Raw genomic sequence first — 17,173 nt, 5'->3', positions numbered from 1 at the left:
CCTCACCTCCGGCCGGACCGGCGGGAGCCGAGCCGGGCGAGCCCGGCCGCGCCCGCCGCCAGCAGCGCGGCGCCGAGCCCGGCGGCGGCCCCGGCCAGCAGCAGGTGCTGCCGCCGTACCCGCCGCCTGACCTGCGCGTACGGCACCGTGGAGAAGGACACCAGCTCGTACCGCGACACGTAGCGGCCGGGCAGCGCGCGTTCCAGCCGGTGCTCCACGCTCTTGGTCAGCCGGTGCACCGGGGAGGCGACCTTGTCGCGCATCTCGACGAAGTTGGCCAGCGCCATCTCGGCGATCGCGTCGGTGTCGTCCCTGCGCCGCAGCTCGAACAGCGGCAGCGCGCGGGACCAGTCGCCGCCGGTCTCCGTCAGGCACCGGTCGAGCACGGTCACGTCCTCGAAACCGCAGTTGGCGCCCTGGCCGTAGAAGGGCACGATGGCGTGCGCCGCGTCACCGATCAGGCCGACCCGGCCGTCCGTCTGCCACGGCGCGCAGCGGACGGTGCCGAGCCGGCCGACCGGGTTCTCCAGGTACTCCCGCACCAGACCGGGCGCGAGGGGGGGCACGTCCGGGTAGTGGGTGCGGAAGTGGCGTTCGATCGCGGCAGGGTCGCTCAGCGAGGCGAAGCTCGACGTGCCCTCGCTCGGCCAGAACATCGTGCAGGTGAAGGAGCGGTCGGGGTTGGGCAGCGCGATCATCATCGAGGTGCCGCGCGGCCAGATGTGCAGGGCGCCGGGGTCGAAGGCGAACTCGCCGGCCACGGGCGGGATCGTCAGCTCCTTGTAGCCGTGGCCGAGGAAGTCCAGGCTCTCCCGGACGCCCCGGTGGGCCACCAGCTCGGCCCGTACGGCCGAGCCGGCCCCGTCGGCGCCGAGCACCACGCCGGCCGTCGCGCGCACCGGGCCGGCCGCGGTGTCGAACTCCATCGCGCCGGTCGCCGGGTCCAGGCCGGTCAGCCGGTGCCCGAAGAAGATCTTCACGCCGGGCGCGGACTCCGCGGCGTCCAGCAGCGTGTCGTTGAGCGCGCCGCGGCTGATGGAGTTGATCGAGCGCACCCCGTCGTGGCTGTACGGCTGGAAGTTCAGCGGCCCGTCCACCGGGTGGATCATCCGGCCGCGCATCGGCAGCGCGCCGGCCATGACCTTCTCCTCCAGGCCGATCCGGCGCAGCGCGTCCAGCCCGCGTTCGGAGATGGCCAGGTTGATCGACCGGCCGCGCTCGGCGAGCCCGGCGCGCGGGTCGGGCCGCCGTTCGTAGACGGTCACGTCGAGGCCGCGCCGGGCCAGGTAGCAGGCGAGCAGGCAGCCGGTCAGGCCGGCGCCGACCACGGTGACGTTCATCGGTCCTCCTCGACGCACTCGGCCAGCGCGACGGCGGCGCGCCAGCAGTCGTGGTAGGTCGAGTACAGGGGCGTCGGCGCCAGGCGGACGACGTCCGGCTCGCGGGCGTCGGCGATCACCCCGTGCTCCTGGCGCAGCCGCCGGGTCAGCTCGGCCGCGCCGCCGCGCCCCACGCGCAGGGAGAGCTGGCAGCCCCGGCGCGCGGGGTCGCGCGGCGTGATCACCGTGAGCGGCCTGGTGGGGGTGACCCGGTCGAGCAGGCTCTCCAGGTACGCGGTGAGCCGTACGCTGCGGGCCCGCAGGGCGGTCATGCCGATCCGGTCGAAGACGCCGAGCGAGGTGCGCACCGGGCCCATCGCGTAGATCGGCGGGTTGGAGACCTGCCAGGCGTCGGCGCTGGCCGGCGGCCGGGAGACCGGCGCCATCTCGAACCGGGTCGCCTGCTCGGTGCTCCACCAGCCCTCCAGCCGCTGCAACGCCGGGTCGCCCAGGTGCCGCTGGTGGACGAACACGCCGCCGAGGGCGCCGGGCCCGGCGTTGAGGTACTTGTAGGAGCACCAGGCGGCGAAGTCCGGCCCCCACGCGTGCAGCTCCAGCGGCACGTTCCCGGCGGCGTGCGCCAGGTCCCAGCCGACGGCCGCGCCGCTCGCCCGGCCGGCCGCCGTGATCGCCGGGATGTCCATGAGCTCGCCGGTCAGGTAGTTGACGCCGCCCAGCAGGACCAGCGCGACAGTGTCGCCCTCGCGGTCCAGGAAGTCCAGCACCTCCCGGCCGTCGCGCAGCCGGACCACCGTCTCGTCCGGGTCGAGGCCGTGCAGGCGGGCCTGGCTGCGCACGGCGTAGCTGTCGCTGGGGAAGGCGGTGTCCTCGATGAGGATCCGGGTCCGCCTGCCTTGCGGCCGGTAGAACGAGACCATCAGCAGGTGCAGGTTGACCGTCAGCGAGTTCATCACCACGGTCTCCTCCGGCAGCGCGCCGACCAGCCGGGCGGCCGGGCCGGTGAGCCGCTCGTGGTAGGGCAGCCACGGCCGGGCCCCCTCCAGATGTCCCTCCACGCCGAGCCGGGCCCATGCCTCCAGGTCCTCGGCCAGCTCCGCCGCGGTCGCCCGGGGCTGGAGGCCCAGGGAGTTGCCGGCGAAGTAGGCGCACTCGGGGTGGCCGCCGCCGTCGGCGGGCGGGATCAGGAAGAGCTCGCGGTGGCCCGGGTCGTCGCGGTCGCGGCGGAGGGCGTCCTGCTCGGCGGGCTTCCAGTCGTCGGTCACGTGTCGTCCGTCCTTCACATGTGGGTCCGGGCGGACCACAGCTCGGGGAAGACCACCCGCGCCATGCTCCGTTCCAGCCAGGCCAGGCCGTTGGAGCCGCCGCTGCCGGGCTTGGCGCCCATCGACCGGCGGACCGCCGTCACATGCTGGTAGCGCCAGTCGCCGAACTGCTCGGCCACGTCGGTCAGCGCCTCGCCGAGCAGCCGCGGGGCGTTGCCGGGGCCGGTGTCGCGGTACACCTCGACCCAGGCCCGCTCGACGGCCGGGTGCGGCTCGTGCTCGACGGCGAAATCGCGTTCCAGCAGCTCGCGGGGCAGGTCGTGGCCGAGCCTGGCCAGCAGGGCGATGGCGTCGTCCCACAGGCTCGGCGACTCCAGGGTGGTGAGCAGGTCGCGGTGGGTGCGGTCCTGGCGTCTGAACGGGCGCAGCAGGGCGGGGTTCTTCAGCCCCAGCAGGAACTCCACGTGCCGGTACATCGCCGACTGCAGGCCGCTGGCTTCGCCGAGCTCGTCCCGGAAGCGGTTGAAGTCGGCGGGGGTCATCCAGCGCAGGCCGCGCCAGCTCGCGTTCAGGCCCTCCAGGTGCAGCACGGTACGGCGGAGCGGGTCCAGCGCGGCCCACACGTCGTCGGCCCGCAGCCGCTCCTGCGCGTTGCGCAGCTCGAAGGCGATGAGCTTGAAGTAGAGCTCCATCACCTGAGTGATCATCAGGAACGACATCTCGCCCGCGTCGTCGCTCATCGGGTGCTGCAGCTCGTGCAGCACGTCGGTGCGGACGTAGGCGTCGTAGGGGGTGCGGGTCTCGAAGTCCAGGGTGGGGGCTCCGCCCGTCGCCCTGGCTCTTGCGGCGCGTTCCTCCGCCGTGGTCGGCCGCACTGCCGATAACTGTCGCGTCGCGTCCACGCGCTTGCCCTTCTCTTAGCCTTGCTGTCCCCATGATGGCGTCGGAATGAAGGAGAAGGAATGCCATATGTAAGGCTATATCGCCATATAGGCTTATGTTTCGGTATAAATCGTGATTTGTGGCTTACGAACGGAAGGCGAGATCGTGGACGAGACCGACTGGGAGTTGCTGCGCGAGCTCCAGGACAACGCCCGGCTCTCCCTCAAGGAGTTGTCGCGCCGGATCCACCTGTCCGCGCCCGCCGTGGCCGACCGCGTACGCAAGCTGGAGGAGTCGGGGGTGATCACCGGCTACCACGCGACGGTGGACCCGGTGCGGGCCGGCTGGCCGGTCTCTGCCTTCATCCGCATGTCCTGCTACGGCACCCGCTGCGTGCTGCGCGACCCCGAGGTGGCCGGCTGGCCGGAGGTCCGCGAGATCCACCGGGTCACCGGCGACGTGTGCAGCATCCTGCGGATCGTGGCGGTCTCCATGGTCGCCTTCGAGGACCTGATCGACCGCCTGGCGGTCTACGGGCCGCCGTCCAGCACCATGATCCTGTCCACCCCGCTCCCCGGCCATCCCCTCACCACCCCCGACGGCCCGTGATCCCGTCACGTCAGGCCCCGTCCACGAAGCCGTCGGTCCACGCGTCCGCGTCGAGCTCGACCTCGCCGTACCAGAAGCAGTCGGGCTCGTCCCGGAAGCCGGGCAGCGCCCGCGCCGCCGGGCCCGTTCCTCGCTGGAGTAGACGCCCAGCAGCTTGACGTCGTCCCCCTGGTCCTCCTGGGCCGAGAAGTCCCCGTCGCGGAAATGGACGACGTGCCCGTGCTCGTCCCGTGCGACATGGTGGACGTGCCAGAGGATGTAGACGCGCGGAGCGGGCATTTCGGAACCTCCGTCAGTGAGCGTACCTACGACGACGAGGCGGGCCACGGGATCGTGCCGTCGTGGCAGAAGCGGGCGAAGGCGGTGGTCATCGTGTGGGCCAGGGCGTCCACCTGGGGGCCCGTGCCGGTCAGCGGGGTTCCGTGGGTGCCGAGGTAGAGGGGCACGTCTGCCAGGTGGCAGGCGCCCAGGGCGATGTCGCCGTGGCTCATCGGCGAGCGGTGCCCGCAGACGTGGTGCCAGGCGGGGCCGTGATGGGCGTCGGCGAGCTCCTGGGCGGGCCCGGCGAAGAGGTCGCCGGTGTCCAGGCCGTCCTGGCCGATCGCGGTGAACAGGCGGGTCTCCTCGGCCGTCGTCGTCACCAGCAGCGGGACGCGCGCGGCGGCGCCCGTCCTGACGGCCTCCACCGGGTGGACGGCCAGCAGGTCGCCGTCCACGACGGGCGCGGCGGGCAGCAGCCCAGCGGCCGGGGCGCAGGCGCGTACGGCGGCCTCCTCGGCGGCCATGAGCCCGGCCAGAGGCACGGCGTACGGGTCGCCGCCGAGCGCCGAACGTGCCGCCGAGGTCCAGGCGGCGGCCTCGGCGGGCGTGCGGAACCCGTACGGGACGGGGCTCATCGCCGCCGCCCTGGCGAACAGGCCGGGCGCGCACGTCATCAGGGCCAGCACGCAGGTGCCGCCCGCCGAGTGCCCGGCCAGGGTGACGTTCGCCGGGTCGCCGCCGAAGGCCGCGATGTTGGCGCGCACCCACTCCAGGGCGGCGATCTGGTCGCGCAGCGCCAGGTTGGCCGGCACGCCGTCGCCGTGCCAGAAGCCCGGCAGGCCGAGCCGGTAGTTCACGGTCACCACGACCAGGCCGTGGTCGCGGGCCAGCGCGGTGCCGTCGTACATCGCCTGGGCGCCGGAGCCGAAGACGAACGCGCCGCCGTGCAGGAACAGCAGCACGGGGCGGCGTCCCTCGGCGGAGGGCGTCCAGACGTTGAGGAACAGGCAGTCCTCGGCCGACGTGGAAGGGTCGATCTCCAGGCCCGGCACCCAGGCCATGCGGCCGGGCCGCTGCGGGGCGGGCGGGCCGGGGGTGCGGGCGTCGGCGACGCCCCGCCAGGGGCGCGCGGGCTCCGGCGCGGCCAGGCGGCGGGCGGGCGCGGCGTAGCGCACCCCCTTGAACGCGCGCACACCGTCGAGCCGGACGCCGCGCAACGCCCCGAGCGGCGTCTCGGCGACCGTCATCCCCCGAGCCCCAGGAAGGCGGCGGCGTTGCCGCCCAGGACGGCGGCGCGGCCCTCCTCGTCCAGCTCGGCGCAGGCGCGCACGACCGCGCCAGGCTCCTGCTCCCCCAGCGGGAACGGGAAGTCGGTGCCGAGCATGACGCGCTCGGCCCCCATCACCTCGACCAGCAGCCGCAGGGCGCGCGGGTCGAACACCGCCGAGTCCACGTAGAAGCGGTCGGTGTAGGCCGACGGCGGCCTCGGCGAGTGCTCGCGGACGATGTCGCGCTGGTGCCAGGCGTTGTCGGCCCGGCCCAGCAGGTAGGCGAAGCTGCCGCCGCCGTGGCAGAAGCACAGCCGCAGCGAGCCCGGCAGCCGCTCGAACGCCCCGGACAACATCAGCGACAGGATGCCGAGGTGGGTCTCGGCCGCCATGCCGACCAGCCACGGCATCATGTGGCCGCGCATGCGGTCGGCGCCGAGCATGTCCCAGGGGTGCACGAGCACCGGCATGTCCAGCTCGGCGCAGTGCGCGAGGAAGGCGACGATGTCGGGGTCGTCCAGGTTGCGCGGGCCGACGTGGTTGCCGATGTGCACGCCGCGGTGACCGGCGGCCTTGGCCTCGGTGACGGTCCGGGCCGCCAGGGCGGCGTCCTGCAACGGCACCTGGCACAGCGGCAGCAGCCGGTCGGGGGCCTGCGCGCAGTGGTCGAGCACGCGGTCGTTGACCATGGCGCACCACTCGGCGGCGCGGGCCGGGTCGGCCGCGTAGCCGAACAGCAGCGGGGTCGAGGAGACCGCCTGCACGGCCACGCCGGTGCGGTCCATGGCGGCCACCCGGGCACCGGCGTCCCACAGCTCCGGCGTGACCGGGCGGTAGTCGTCCTCGCCGCTCATCATCATGCCGTCGCGCAGCCACGGCTCACCGGCCCCGGCGAGCGTCCTGGCCTCCTCGCGGGAGATCCGCGGGAAGACGTGCGCGTGCACGTCGATCATGGTCACCGGACCACCGGCCGCAGGTGGTCCGGCCAGTCCTTGCCGGGGTGCTCGGCGCCGCAGTGGGGGCAGGTGCGGTCGCCCTCGTGGAAGGCGCGGAAGACCGGCGGCAGGTCGTCGACGATCGACTGGAGCTGCACCTCGGCGCGGTGGACCAGGCGGTGGCAGTTGACGCAGTACCACTCGAAGGCGTCCAGCGCGCCCTGCGGGCGGGCGAACTCCACGACCAGGCCGATCGAGCCGGGCACCGGCCGCTGCGGCGAGTGCCGCACGTGCGGCGGCAGCAGGAAGACGTCGCCCTCCCCGATCTGCACGTCCACCGGCGGCTTGCCCTCCTCCTCCATGACCCGCAGCACCATGCCGCCCCTGAGCTGGTAGAAGAACTCCTCGATCGGGTCGTCGTGGAAGTCGGTGCGCTGGTTGGGCCCGCCCACGATCGTCACCATGAGGTCGGCGTCCTTCCAGATCTGCGCGTTGCCGACCGGCGGCTTGAGCAGGTCCTGGTGCTCGTCGATCCACTTGTTCAGGTTGAAGGGGGGGATCATGCCTGGCTCCTTTGCGGGACGAGGGCGATGCAGGAGATCTCGATCAGCAGGTGCGGGTGCGGGAGCTGGTGGACGGCGACCGTCGTGCGGGCGGGGCCGCTCTCGTCGAAGTACTCGCCGTAGACCTCGTTGTAGCCGCCGAAGTCGTTCATGCTGACCAGGTACGCGGTCACGTTCACCACGTCGTCCAGGCCGCCTCCGGCGGCGGCGAGCAGGTCGGCGATGTTGTCGATCACCGCCCTGGTCTGCTCGCGGATGTCCAGGCTGGTGGTGCCCAGCTCGTCAGCGCTCGCCCCGGCGAAGGAGCCGTCGGGGCGGCGCGAGCTGGTGCCCGACACGAACACGAAGTCACCGGCCCGCTTGACGTGCGGGAACCGGCCGCGGGGCCGGGCCTTGCCCTCGACCAGCAGCGCGTCGCTCATCGGGTGGTCACCTCCACGTGTCCGAGTCCGGCGGCGCCGACGCGTACGTGCGCCCCGGCGGGCAGCGGCACCGCCGCCGTGGCCGCGCCGGCCAGGACGATCCAGCCGGCCTCCATCTCGATCCCGGCCGCCCTGGTCAGCCGGGCGGCCGCGGTCAGCGCGCGCAGCGGGTGGCCGAGGATGGCCGCCGACGAGCCGCCGGCGACCTGGCGGCCGTCGATCTCCATGACCAGGCCGAGGTTGCCGAGGTCGCCGGCGTCCTGCGGGCGGCGCCAGGGGCCGACGCCGAAGCCGCTGGCCGAGGCGTTGTCGGCGATGACGTCGGGCAGGGTGAAGCTGAAGCCCTCGTAACGGGAGTCGAGCACCTCGTAACCGACCGCGACGCCGCCGACGGCCGAGGCCACGTCGGCCGTGCCGCGCACCGGGCGGTCGAGCAGGAACGCGATCTCCGGCTCGATCCGCGGGTGGATCAGCCCGGCGGTGTCGAGCCGGGACTCCACCAGCATGGCGTCGGTGAGCAGGCCCCAGATGACGTCGTCCACGCCCATCTGGGCCATCTTGGCGCGGCTGGTGAAGCCCATCTTGACGCCGATCAGCCGCTCGCCGCGGGCCAGCCGCCGTTCGATCAGGGCGCGCTGCACCTCGTACGCGGCGGGCACGTCGAGGTCGGCCGTGTCGGTCAGGCGGGGGATGGCGCGGCCGGTCAGGGTGGCCTCGTCCAGGCGTTCGGCGAGCGCGTTCACCGCTCCTCCTTCTCGTCGTCGGCGGCGAAGGCGGCGCGGACGTCGCCCAGCCCGTCGATGCGGGCCTCCAGCACGTCGCCCGGACCCACCGGGACGACCGGGCCGAGCGCCCCGGTCAGCACGGTGTCGCCGGCCTGAAGCGGGCGGCCGAGCGCGGCCAGCGTGTCGGCCAGCCAGACCGCGGCGTGCAGCGGGTGGCCCAGGCAGGCCGCGCCGACGCCGGTCGAGACCTGCTCGCCGCGCCGTTCGATGACCATCCCGGCCAGCCGCAGGTCCACGTCGCGCAGCGGCACCGGGCGGTTGCCGAGGACGTACAGGCCGGAGGAGGCGTTGTCGGCGACGGTGTCGGCCAGGGTGATGTCCCAGTCGCGGATGCGGCTGCCGACGACCTCGATCGCGGGCAGCGCGAACGCCGTCGCGGCGATCACGTCGGCGACCGTGTGGCGCTCGTGCGGCAGGTCGCGGTCGAGCACGAGCGCGACCTCGGCCTCGGCGCGCGGCTGGAGCACCGCGCCGGCCGGGATCTCCTCGCCGTCGGGCACCGCCATGTCGGCGAACAGCACGCCGAAGTCGGGCGAGCCGACGCCGAGCTGCCGCTGCACGGCCTTGCTGGTCAGCCCGACCTTGCGGCCGGTGATCCGCCTGCCCTCGCCGAGCCAGTGCTCGGTGAGCAGGCTCTGCACCGCGTAGGCCGCCTCCAGGCCGTCGACCAGGTCGCGGACCGGCTCGCACGGGCGGCCGGACGCGTACGCCTCCAGCAGCCGCGCGGCGGCGGCGCGATGGTTGTCTGTCACTTCTGTCCTCATATCTTGACGCACACGTTGACCGGCTCGGAGAAGAAGTCGAGCGAGTACTCGCCGCCCTCCCGCCCGATGCCGGAGGCCTTCACGCCGCCGAACGGGGTACGCAGGTCGCGCAGGTTCCAGCAGTTGACCCAGACGATGCCGGCCTGGATCCGGGGCGCCACGCGGTGGGCGCGCGACAGGTCGGTGGTCCACACCGTGGCGGCCAGGCCGTACGGGCTGTCGTTGGCCAGCCGGACGGCCTCGTCCTCGTCGTCGAAGGGGGCGACGTGGCAGATGGGGCCGAAGACCTCCTCGCGGACGGTCCTGGCGTACGGCGGCAGGCCGGTGATCACGGTCGGCTCGACGTGGAAGCCGCCGTCGCGGGCGTCGCCGAACTCCGGCACGCCTCCTCCGGCCAGCACCGTCGCGCCCTCCTCGACGGCCAGGCGGTAGTAGGACAGCACCTTGTCGCGGTGCTCGGCCGAGATCATCGGCCCGTAGCCGCGCAGGCCCCTGGCCCGCTCGGCCAGCGCCCGGGTGAACGCCTCGAAGATCGGGCGCTGGACGTAGACGCGCTCGGTGCACAGGCAGATCTGGCCGGAGTGGGTGAAGCTGGAGCGGATCGTGCCCTCGACGGCCTCCTCCAGGTCGGCGTCGGCGAAGACCAGGGCCGGGTTCTTGCCGCCGAGCTCGAAGGAGACCGGGGTGACGTGCGCGGCGGCGTTGCGCATGATGGCGCTGCCGGTGGCCGAGGCGCCGGTGAAGGCGATGGCGTCCACGCCGGGGTGGGCGGTCAGGTGCTCGCCGGCCGCCCCCGCGCCGTGGCCGTGGACCAGGTTGAACGCGCCGGCCGGCAGGCCCGCCGCGTCGATCACCTCGGCCAGCAGGGTGGCGGTGGAGGGGGTCTCCTCCGACGGCTTGGCGACGACGGCGTTGCCCGCGGCCAGCGCGGGCGCGACCTTCCAGGTGAGCAGCAGCAGCGGCAGGTTCCACGGCGAGATGACGGCGACCACGCCGAGCGGGCGGCGCACGGTGTAGTTGAGCGCCTCCCCGCTGCCGCTCCAGGCCGGGACGCTGGTGGAGTAGGCCCGCTCGGGACGGCCGTAGGCCAGGTCGGCGTAGGCGCGGAAGTTGCCGGCGGCGCGCGGGATGTCCACCGTCGCGGCCAGCTCGCGCGGCTTGCCGGTGTCGGCGGCCTCGGCCTCGACGAACTCCTCGAACCTGGCCTCGATCCCGTCGGCGATCCGGCGCAGGTACGCGCACCGCTCCTCGGTGGAGGCGGCTCCCCAGGGGCCGTCGAGGGCGGCGCGGGCGGCCCGGACCGCCTCGTCGACGGTCTCGCGGGACGCCTCGGGGACGGCTCCGACGGTGCGGCCGTCGACGGGCGAGATGAGGGGGAAGTCCGTCCCCGCCGTCGTGAAGACGCCGTTGACGTAGTGCGCGGGCTTCATGGTCGACATTCTGCTTATGGCTCGACATAACAGTCCAATACCGAAATGTCGCCTGGCTATCTTTATTTCGTTATATGTCGGTTCTGCTATGCCTGCCGACCGAATCGGTATTCGTTCTGGCATACCACCAGCGTGCATCCTCTTCCGTACCCTCATTCGGAAGGCACAGAGAGATGGACACAGATCGCCGCCTGGCCGCCCGCCGCGTCTCGCGGGCCGCCTTCATCGGCACCGCCATCGAGTGGTACGACTTCTTCCTCTACGGCACCGCCGCGGCCCTCGTCTTCAACAAGCAGTTCTTCCCCGCCATGGACCCGGTCGCCGGCTCCATCGCCTCCTTCGGCACCATGACCGTGGGCTTCCTCGCCCGCCCGCTCGGCGGCATCGTCTTCGGCCACTTCGGCGACCGGATCGGGCGGCGCAACACGCTCGTCGTCTCGCTGCTCATCATGGGGATCGGCACCACGCTGATCGGCGTGCTGCCGACGTACGACAGCCTGGGCGTGTGGGCGGCGGTGCTGCTCGTGGTGATGCGCATCGCCCAGGGCATCGGCCTGGGCGGCGAGCTCGGCGGCGCGGTGGTCCTGACGATGGAGCACGCGCCGAAGGGCCGGCGCGGCCTGTTCGGGGCGTTCCCGATGATGGGCACCCCGGCGGGCATGTTGTGCGCCAACGCCGTCTTCCTCGGCACGTCCTCGCTGCTGGGCGAGGAGAGCTTCATGGCCTGGGGCTGGCGGGTGCCGTTCCTGCTCAGCATCGTGCTGGTGGCGGTCGGCCTGTACCTGCGGCTGCGCATCGAGGAGAGCCCCGACTACGCCGACCTGGTCGAGCGGCGCAAGCCGGTCAAGCTGCCGATCGCGGTGGTGCTGCGCGACCACTGGCGCGAGGTGGTGCACACGATCGGCGTGATCATCGGCAACAGCGCGCTGGCCTACATCTTCATGGTCTACATCCTCGGCTACGGCGAGGCCGCGGCCGGCCTGTCGCGGACGTTCCTGCTGAGCTGCGTGATCGGCGGCGCCGCCGTGTGGCTGGTGACCGCGCCGCTGTGGGCCCACCTCGGCGACCGGCACGGGCTGCGTTCCGTCTTCGCCTGGGGCTCGGTGGTGCTGCTGGCCGGCGCCCTGGCGATCCTGCCGGTCGTCAACACCGGCAACAAGCCCCTCATCGTGCTGTTCATGCTGGTGATGGGCGCGGTCCTGGCCATGACGCACGCGCCGCAGGGCACGCTGACCGCCAGCTTCTTCCCGGTCGCCATCCGGTACTCCGGCACGTCGGTGGCCTACCAGCTCGCCTCGCTGCTGGGCGGCGGGATCACGCCGCTGGTGGCCGCCTCGCTGTTCGCCTCGACCGGGACCTCGGTGTCGATCACCGTCTACCTGGCCGTGGTGACGGTCATCAGCCTGGTCGCCGCCCTGCTGATCCCCCGCAACGACGCCGAACGCCTGGGCGACCAGCCGGTTCCCGCCGACATAGCGAAATAGGGCAGGTTCTCCCTGGTCATATGATGATTTCGTGATATCTCGTCCGCTGGACCTGCTGAGCGGCCGGCTCAAGCTGCGGCATCTCGTGCTCGTGACCACCATCGCCGAGCAGGGCGGCGTCCTGCGCGCCGCCGAGCACCTCCACCTGGCCCAGCCCGCCGTGACCCGGGGGCTGCGGGAGGTGGAGCAGATCCTCGGGGTGGAGCTGTTCACCCGCGGATCGCGCGGCGTCACCCCCACCCTCTTCGGCGAGGCGTTCATCGACCACGCCCGCGCCGTGCAGGCCGAGCTGCGCCGCGCCGGCGAGCGCATCGCCGGCCTGGCCGACGGCACGGCCGGCACGGTCACCGTCGGCACCCTGCTGGCCGCCACGAACGTGCTGCTGCCCCGCTCGATCGCGGCGCTCAAGGCCGAGCGGCCGGGCATCACCGTGATCGTCAAGGAGGGCACGTTCGACTCGCTGGTCCCCCAGCTCACCGGCGGCGACCTCGACCTGATCCTGGGCCGGCTCAATCCGATCGAGGACCGCCCGGACCTGCGCCAGATCCCCCTCTACAACGAGCCCGTGCTGCTGGTCGCCCGCGCCGGGCACCCGGCCGCGCACGCCCGCGCGCTGGCCGGCCTGCTGGACTACCCGTGGATCCTGCCGCTGGAGCAGACCTCGCTGCGGCGGGAGCTGGAGCAGGTGTTCCACCGCAACGGGCTGCCGCTGCCGCCCGACCGCACCGAATGCACCTCCATCCTGACGATCCGCTCCCTGCTGCTCGGCACGGACATGATCGCCGCGCTGCCCGCGCTCTTCGTCAGGACCGACCCCCAGCTCCTCGAACTCCAGGTGCCGCTGCCGTCGGTGCGCCGCTCGGTGGGGGCCACCCTGCCCGGGGCCCGCGCCCTGACGCCCGCGGGCAAGGTCATGCTCGCCCACCTCCAGCAGCAGGCGCGACGCCTCGACACCGGCCAGGACGCCGGGGACACCGAGGACACGGGAGGCGCCGGAGGCCCGTCCGGCGCGGCGCCGGTGGGAGACTGAAGGGCATGGTGGCAGGAGCCGGGTTCGAGCCCGAGTCCGTACGCGTCATCCGGCGGCTGCGCGACGACATCCTCGACGGCGTCCGCCCGCCGGGCAGCAAGCTCGTCGAGCGCGACCTGGCCACCGAGCTCGGCGTGAGCCGGGTGCCGGTGCGCGACGCCCTGGCCACCCTGGCCGCCGAGGGGCTGGTGACGTTGCGGCCCCGCACCTGGGCCGTGGTGCGCGAGTTCACCGCCCGCGACGTCGCCGACCTGGTGGAGGTGCGTTCGGCGTTCGAGGCCGTCACCTTCCAGCTCGCCGCCCGGCGGCACGACGCGCAGGGCCTGCGGCGGCTGCGCGCCGACCTCGACGCGGAGCTGCGGGCGGCGCGCGCCGGCGACGCGGTCCGCGCCCGGCGGGCCGCCGCCGACTTCCACGAGACGGCCACCGCCATCGCGGGCAACGACCTGCTGGTCGAGGTGGGGCAGGTGCTGCGCAGCCGGATGCGCTGGCTGCTCGGCCGGCACGACGACCTCCAGGTGGTCGCCGACGAGCACCGCGAGCTCTACGAGGCGATCGCCGCCCGCGACGTGGCCCGCGTCGGCGAGCTGGTCGCCCGGCACGTGGCGACCAGCGGCCGGCTCATCGGCGAGCACGCCGACCGCCGCCGGCCCACGGGCCCCTGACCCGCGCGGGCGTCCAGAAGGCCGCCGTCGCGGTCAGGCGTCCAGGAGCACGGCGCAGGTGTCAGGCGTCCGGGACCACGACGCGGGCGTCAGGCGTCCAGGAGCACCTCGCCGTCGCGGGTGACCACCCGGCCGCCGGCGACCACGAGTGCCCGCGGCGGCACCCGCACGAGCGCGTCCGGCACGTTCTCGGCGTCGACGAGCACGACGTCGGCCCGCGCGCCCGCGACGAGGTCGTGCCGGTCACGGTGCACGAACGGCGCCGCCTTGGTCGTGGCCAGCTCCACGGCGGCGGTGAGGTCGTCGTCGGAGCGCAGGCCGTGCAGCCGGGCGAAGCCGAGGGCGATGCGCAGCAGGTCGCCGTCGCCGAACGGCGACCACAGGTCCCTGATCCCGTCGGTGCCCAGGCCGAGGCCGATGCCGCGCTCGGCCATGCCCCGCCACGGGAGGGGCGCGGTGCGCACCGGCGCGACCGTCGTCCAGGAGATGCCCGCCGCGGCCAGGTCGTCGAGCAGACCGCGCTGCCGTTCGGGGGCCAGGTCGCCGAGGGCGAAGCCGTGGGAGACGGTGACCTTGCCCTGCAGGCCGGTCCTGAGCGTGCGGTCGATGATCAGCTCGTACTGGAACGCGCCCAGCTCGCCGCCGTCGTGCAGGTGGATGTCCAGGCCGACGCCGCGCCGCTCGGCGATCTCGAACAGGCCGTCGAGCTGGGCGACCGGGTCCCGGTCGATGGTGGCGGGGTCGATGCCGCCGATGCTGGTGGCGCCCGCCCGCGCGGCCTGGTCGAGCAGGTCGAGCACGCCGGGCCGGCGGACGACGCCGTCCTGCGGGAAGGCCACGATCTCGACCTCGATCGCCCCGTCGAGCCGTGCCACGGCCTCGCGCACGGCCTCGATGCCGCGCAGCCCGACGCCGAGGTCGACGTCGACGTGGGTGCGGGTGGCCGTGGTGCCGTGCCGCAGGAACTCGCGCAGCACCGCCACCGTGCCGTCGACGCCCGGGATGCCGTGCTTGTCGCGTTCGGCGCGCTCGTGCTCGATGCGGCCCTGCGTGGTCGCCACCCCGCCGTACGACACCCAGGGCCGGCCCCACCAGCTCTTGTCGACGTGGGCGTGGGCGTTGACGAATCCGGGCAGGGCCAGCAGGCCGCGGCCGTCGATGCGCTCGCCGGCGGGCGGGGCGGTCCCGGCCGGGAGCACGGCGGCGATCCGGGTACCGTCGATGGTCAGGTCCACGGGGGCGCCGCCCCAGGGGCGCACGTTGGAGATCGTCCAGGAAGTCACCCGAAAAATGGTATACCAAAAACGGATCGTCCCTGGCGGAGGGCCCTGTCACGCCGTCGTCCAGTCGTTGTCGTAGCCGTTTGGGAAAATCGGCACGGGCCGCGACAGGCGCGGCCCCATCGCCCGGAGAGAGGTGGTCCGATGGGCCCAGAGGTCTTCGACAGCCGTGACATCGGCCAGACGGAGGAGTTCCTCAGCAAGGCATACGCCAAGATGCGCATCGGCTCCGACGTGAAGAACCCCCGCACCCAGATCTCCCGCCAGGTCATGGGCTCGGTGAGCATCGACCGGCTCAATCTCGAATACGCGATGAGCTTCGACGTCAACCCGCTCGGCAAGGTGTGCCTGTGCACGGTCGAGACGGGCACCATCGCCCAGCAGGTCGCCGGCGGGCCCGACGAGCTCTTCGGCCCCGGCGACACCGTGCTGTTCGCCCCGCACGACCTGCCCTACACCGGCGAGATCCGCCGCTCGCGCTACGACATCATCATGTTCGACCCCGCGCTGCTGCAGCAGGTGGCCGGCACGCTGCCCGGCCGCCGGGCCGAGCCGATCCGGCTGGTGGGGCACCGCCCGGTCTCCGCCGCCGCCGGCCGCCACCTGCGGCGCACGCTCGACTACCTGCGCGACGACGTCCTGGCCGCCCCCGAGCTGGCCGCCGAGCCGCTGGTCGTCTCCACCGCCGGGCAGCTCCTGGCCGCGAGCGTGCTCACCGCCCTGCCCACCAACGCCGGCCAGGCCGCCGCCCCCGGCCCGGCCCGGCCCGAGGCGCTGCGCCGGGCGACGGCCTTCATCGACGACCACGCCGACCTGCCCATCGGCATCGACGAGATCGCCACCGCCGCCCGGGTCAGCGCCCGCGCCCTCCAGTACGCCTTCCGCCGGCACCTCGGCACCACCCCGCTGGCCTACCTCCGCCAGGCCCGGCTGGCCCGCGCCCACGCCGAGCTGAAGGCCGGCTCTCCCGCCACCACGGTGACCGCCGTCGCCGCCCGCTGGGGCTTCTTCCACCCCGGGCGCTTCGCCCAGCTCTACCGGGCCGCCTTCGGCTGCTCGCCCGGCGACACCCTCCGCTCCGCGGCCGGGCCCCGCCGCGACTGATCCGCCGATGCCCCGTTTCGTTCTGTGGACAGGAGTCAGCCGAATTCTTCGTCCCGTGTGCTGACCCGCCACCGCCGAAGGCTCAAGGGTTGGAGGCGAGCACCGATCGCCGCGGCACGGAGGAGATGATCGCGATTGAGTTCCGGCCGTAGCGGCGACATGGCGCGTCCACGGCGAGGCCGTAGCCGCAGGCCAGGCGATCGAGAGGCCGCCCGGTCGGGGCGGCCGGGCCCTCCGGGTGAGCGCGTCGGTCACGTGATCGAGCCGATCCCGCCGCCGGCCTGTGATGCCTGACCTCGTTCGTCCGCCGTCGCACCCGTCCGCCCTGCCCTCCGGCCGGACGGGCTTTCGTGCTGCCCGGCCTCTGGTGACGGCGTGACCCCTCTGAGCCTGAGCTGCCGCGACCTGCCCGGCGGCGTGCTGGTGACCGTGCTCGGCGAGCTCGACGCCTCCAACTCGCCGCGGCTGGAGTCCTTCACCGAGCGGCACCTGCGGCCCGGGGCGGGCATGGTGCTCGACCTGGGCGGGCTGAGCTTCATGGACAGCCGCGGCCTGCACGTGCTGTTACGGCTCAACGCCGCGGTGCTCGAACAGGGAGGCGTCCTGCGCCTGGCCGGCGTGCAGGAGCTGCCCGCGCGCGTCCTGCGGGTCACCGGCGTGTGGTCCTCGCTGAGCGTCCACGCCGACGTGGGCGACGCCGTGGCCGCGATGGGCGCGCAGCGTCCCGACGGTCTCCGCGAGTCGTCGTGAGCGGCTGCCGCCGCACCTCGGCGTTCGGGGCTGAAGATCATGAGTACCGGCTCTAGAATCCGGATGACCAACAAACACGATTGTTCCGTCAATGACCTCGATCACGGCCTCCTGATTGGGGCCGTCCGCGAGGTCACCAGCAGGACAGTCCTGACAACGTCGTAGGACACGAGGGTGACATGAGCGAAGCGATGACCGGTGGCTCCCGTTCCGCGTCCGGGGGCGCCGAGGTCGGCGAGCTTCGGCTGCGTCAGCTGCTCGGCGGGCTGACGGCGGTCCGGGACGGCGACTTCCGCACCCGTCTGCCCGAGGACGCCGACGGGTTGCTGGGCGAGATCG

Annotated in this window: 17 protein-coding genes; 6 read left to right on the top strand and 11 right to left on the bottom strand. The window is 73.4% G+C overall.

Features of this window, described 5'->3' with window-relative positions:
* Nucleotides 1–2: 2 nt before the first annotated feature.
* The 3 genes from ACIBST_RS22745 to ACIBST_RS22735 are packed head-to-tail and all read right to left on the bottom strand — an operon-like array spanning nucleotide 3 to nucleotide 3,477.
* Nucleotides 3–1,340 (bottom strand): FAD-dependent oxidoreductase, encoded by a 1,338-nt coding sequence (locus ACIBST_RS22745; RefSeq protein ID WP_397174288.1) that lies wholly within the window; start codon nucleotides 1,338–1,340, stop codon nucleotides 3–5.
* On the bottom strand, nucleotides 1,337–2,602 hold the full coding sequence (kynU, locus tag ACIBST_RS22740) for a kynureninase (RefSeq protein WP_397174287.1): 1,266 nt from the start codon (nucleotides 2,600–2,602) through the stop codon (nucleotides 1,337–1,339). Before kynU ends, ACIBST_RS22745 begins: the two co-directional genes overlap by 4 nt.
* A gap of 14 nt (nucleotides 2,603–2,616) precedes the next feature.
* On the bottom strand, nucleotides 2,617–3,477 hold the full coding sequence (locus ACIBST_RS22735; protein ID WP_397174286.1) for a tryptophan 2,3-dioxygenase: 861 nt from the start codon (nucleotides 3,475–3,477) through the stop codon (nucleotides 2,617–2,619).
* A gap of 172 nt (nucleotides 3,478–3,649) precedes the next feature.
* On the opposite strand from ACIBST_RS22735, the gene ACIBST_RS22730 reads away from it, so the two are divergent.
* A complete protein-coding gene (locus tag ACIBST_RS22730; RefSeq protein ID WP_352325099.1) occupies nucleotides 3,650–4,093 on the top strand; it encodes an Lrp/AsnC family transcriptional regulator in 444 nt (147 codons plus the stop codon).
* 305 nt (nucleotides 4,094–4,398) lie between these two features.
* On the opposite strand, the gene ACIBST_RS22725 is transcribed toward ACIBST_RS22730, so the two are convergent.
* Genes ACIBST_RS22725 through ACIBST_RS22695 form a run of 7 tightly spaced genes read right to left on the bottom strand, consistent with a single transcriptional unit; the run spans nucleotide 4,399 to nucleotide 10,521 of the window.
* A complete protein-coding gene (locus ACIBST_RS22725; RefSeq protein ID WP_397174285.1) occupies nucleotides 4,399–5,601 on the bottom strand; it encodes an alpha/beta fold hydrolase in 1,203 nt (400 codons plus the stop codon).
* The gene (locus tag ACIBST_RS22720) at nucleotides 5,598–6,575 is read right to left on the bottom strand and encodes an amidohydrolase family protein (RefSeq protein WP_397174862.1); all 978 of its coding nucleotides are present in this window, start codon (nucleotides 6,573–6,575) and stop codon (nucleotides 5,598–5,600) included. Before ACIBST_RS22720 ends, ACIBST_RS22725 begins: the two co-directional genes overlap by 4 nt.
* Nucleotides 6,576–6,577: 2 nt before the next feature.
* On the bottom strand, nucleotides 6,578–7,120 hold the full coding sequence (locus tag ACIBST_RS22715) for a 3-hydroxyanthranilate 3,4-dioxygenase (RefSeq protein ID WP_357981713.1): 543 nt from the start codon (nucleotides 7,118–7,120) through the stop codon (nucleotides 6,578–6,580).
* Nucleotides 7,117–7,542 (bottom strand): RidA family protein, encoded by a 426-nt coding sequence (locus ACIBST_RS22710; protein ID WP_397174284.1) that lies wholly within the window; start codon nucleotides 7,540–7,542, stop codon nucleotides 7,117–7,119. Before ACIBST_RS22710 ends, ACIBST_RS22715 begins: the two co-directional genes overlap by 4 nt.
* Complete coding sequence (locus tag ACIBST_RS22705) at nucleotides 7,539–8,285, bottom strand: 2-keto-4-pentenoate hydratase (protein ID WP_397174283.1); 747 nt, start codon at nucleotides 8,283–8,285, stop codon at nucleotides 7,539–7,541. Before ACIBST_RS22705 ends, ACIBST_RS22710 begins: the two co-directional genes overlap by 4 nt.
* The gene (locus ACIBST_RS22700; RefSeq protein ID WP_397174281.1) at nucleotides 8,282–9,079 is read right to left on the bottom strand and encodes a 2-keto-4-pentenoate hydratase; all 798 of its coding nucleotides are present in this window, start codon (nucleotides 9,077–9,079) and stop codon (nucleotides 8,282–8,284) included. The genes ACIBST_RS22705 and ACIBST_RS22700 overlap by 4 nt, the downstream gene beginning before the upstream one ends.
* A gap of 8 nt (nucleotides 9,080–9,087) precedes the next feature.
* Nucleotides 9,088–10,521, bottom strand: a complete 1,434-nt coding sequence (locus ACIBST_RS22695) for a 2-hydroxymuconic semialdehyde dehydrogenase (RefSeq protein WP_397174279.1) — start codon at nucleotides 10,519–10,521, stop codon at nucleotides 9,088–9,090.
* A 173-nt stretch (nucleotides 10,522–10,694) separates the two neighbouring features.
* Between ACIBST_RS22695 and ACIBST_RS22690 the strand changes: the two genes are divergently transcribed.
* From ACIBST_RS22690 to ACIBST_RS22680, 3 genes are read left to right on the top strand one after another with little or no spacing between them, the layout of a single operon-like run.
* The gene (locus tag ACIBST_RS22690; RefSeq protein ID WP_397174277.1) at nucleotides 10,695–12,005 is read left to right on the top strand and encodes an MFS transporter; all 1,311 of its coding nucleotides are present in this window, start codon (nucleotides 10,695–10,697) and stop codon (nucleotides 12,003–12,005) included.
* A gap of 31 nt (nucleotides 12,006–12,036) precedes the next feature.
* Nucleotides 12,037–13,035: a LysR substrate-binding domain-containing protein gene (locus ACIBST_RS22685; RefSeq protein WP_397174275.1), complete on the top strand. Its 999-nt coding sequence runs from the start codon at nucleotides 12,037–12,039 to the stop codon at nucleotides 13,033–13,035.
* A 5-nt stretch (nucleotides 13,036–13,040) separates the two neighbouring features.
* Entirely contained in the window at nucleotides 13,041–13,700 is a 660-nt protein-coding gene (locus ACIBST_RS22680; protein ID WP_397174273.1) for a GntR family transcriptional regulator, read from the top strand.
* Nucleotides 13,701–13,789: 89 nt separating this feature from the next.
* On the opposite strand, the gene ACIBST_RS22675 is transcribed toward ACIBST_RS22680, so the two are convergent.
* Nucleotides 13,790–14,983, bottom strand: a complete 1,194-nt coding sequence (locus tag ACIBST_RS22675) for an amidohydrolase (RefSeq protein WP_397174271.1) — start codon at nucleotides 14,981–14,983, stop codon at nucleotides 13,790–13,792.
* Nucleotides 14,984–15,124: 141 nt separating this feature from the next.
* Between ACIBST_RS22675 and ACIBST_RS22670 the strand changes: the two genes are divergently transcribed.
* Nucleotides 15,125–16,084 (top strand): helix-turn-helix transcriptional regulator, encoded by a 960-nt coding sequence (locus ACIBST_RS22670; RefSeq protein WP_397174270.1) that lies wholly within the window; start codon nucleotides 15,125–15,127, stop codon nucleotides 16,082–16,084.
* 375 nt (nucleotides 16,085–16,459) lie between these two features.
* The gene (locus ACIBST_RS22665; RefSeq protein WP_397174268.1) at nucleotides 16,460–16,834 is read left to right on the top strand and encodes an STAS domain-containing protein; all 375 of its coding nucleotides are present in this window, start codon (nucleotides 16,460–16,462) and stop codon (nucleotides 16,832–16,834) included.
* Nucleotides 16,835–17,173 lie beyond the last annotated feature (339 nt).

Origin of the sequence: Nonomuraea sp. NPDC049684, assembly GCF_044465345.1 — a bacterium.
Taxonomy (GTDB): Bacteria; Actinomycetota; Actinomycetes; order Streptosporangiales; family Streptosporangiaceae; genus Nonomuraea.
This window is presented reverse-complemented; position numbering and strand designations above follow the sequence as displayed.

What these genes read in the sequence shown, in the direction of transcription:
- ACIBST_RS22745 (WP_397174288.1), bottom strand. Translation starts at nt 1,340, where the DNA reads ATGAACGTCACCGTGGTCGGCGCCGGCCTGACCGGCTGCCTGCTCGCC.
- ACIBST_RS22725 (WP_397174285.1), bottom strand. Translation starts at nt 5,601, where the DNA reads ATGACGGTCGCCGAGACGCCGCTCGGGGCGTTGCGCGGCGTCCGGCTC.
- ACIBST_RS22720 (WP_397174862.1), bottom strand. Translation starts at nt 6,575, where the DNA reads ATGATCGACGTGCACGCGCACGTCTTCCCGCGGATCTCCCGCGAGGAG.
- ACIBST_RS22715 (WP_357981713.1), bottom strand. Translation starts at nt 7,120, where the DNA reads ATGATCCCCCCCTTCAACCTGAACAAGTGGATCGACGAGCACCAGGAC.
- ACIBST_RS22710 (WP_397174284.1), bottom strand. Translation starts at nt 7,542, where the DNA reads ATGAGCGACGCGCTGCTGGTCGAGGGCAAGGCCCGGCCCCGCGGCCGG.
- ACIBST_RS22695 (WP_397174279.1), bottom strand. Translation starts at nt 10,521, where the DNA reads ATGAAGCCCGCGCACTACGTCAACGGCGTCTTCACGACGGCGGGGACG.
- ACIBST_RS22690 (WP_397174277.1), top strand. Translation starts at nt 10,695, where the DNA reads ATGGACACAGATCGCCGCCTGGCCGCCCGCCGCGTCTCGCGGGCCGCC.
- ACIBST_RS22680 (WP_397174273.1), top strand. Translation starts at nt 13,041, where the DNA reads ATGGTGGCAGGAGCCGGGTTCGAGCCCGAGTCCGTACGCGTCATCCGG.
- ACIBST_RS22670 (WP_397174270.1), top strand. Translation starts at nt 15,125, where the DNA reads ATGGGCCCAGAGGTCTTCGACAGCCGTGACATCGGCCAGACGGAGGAG.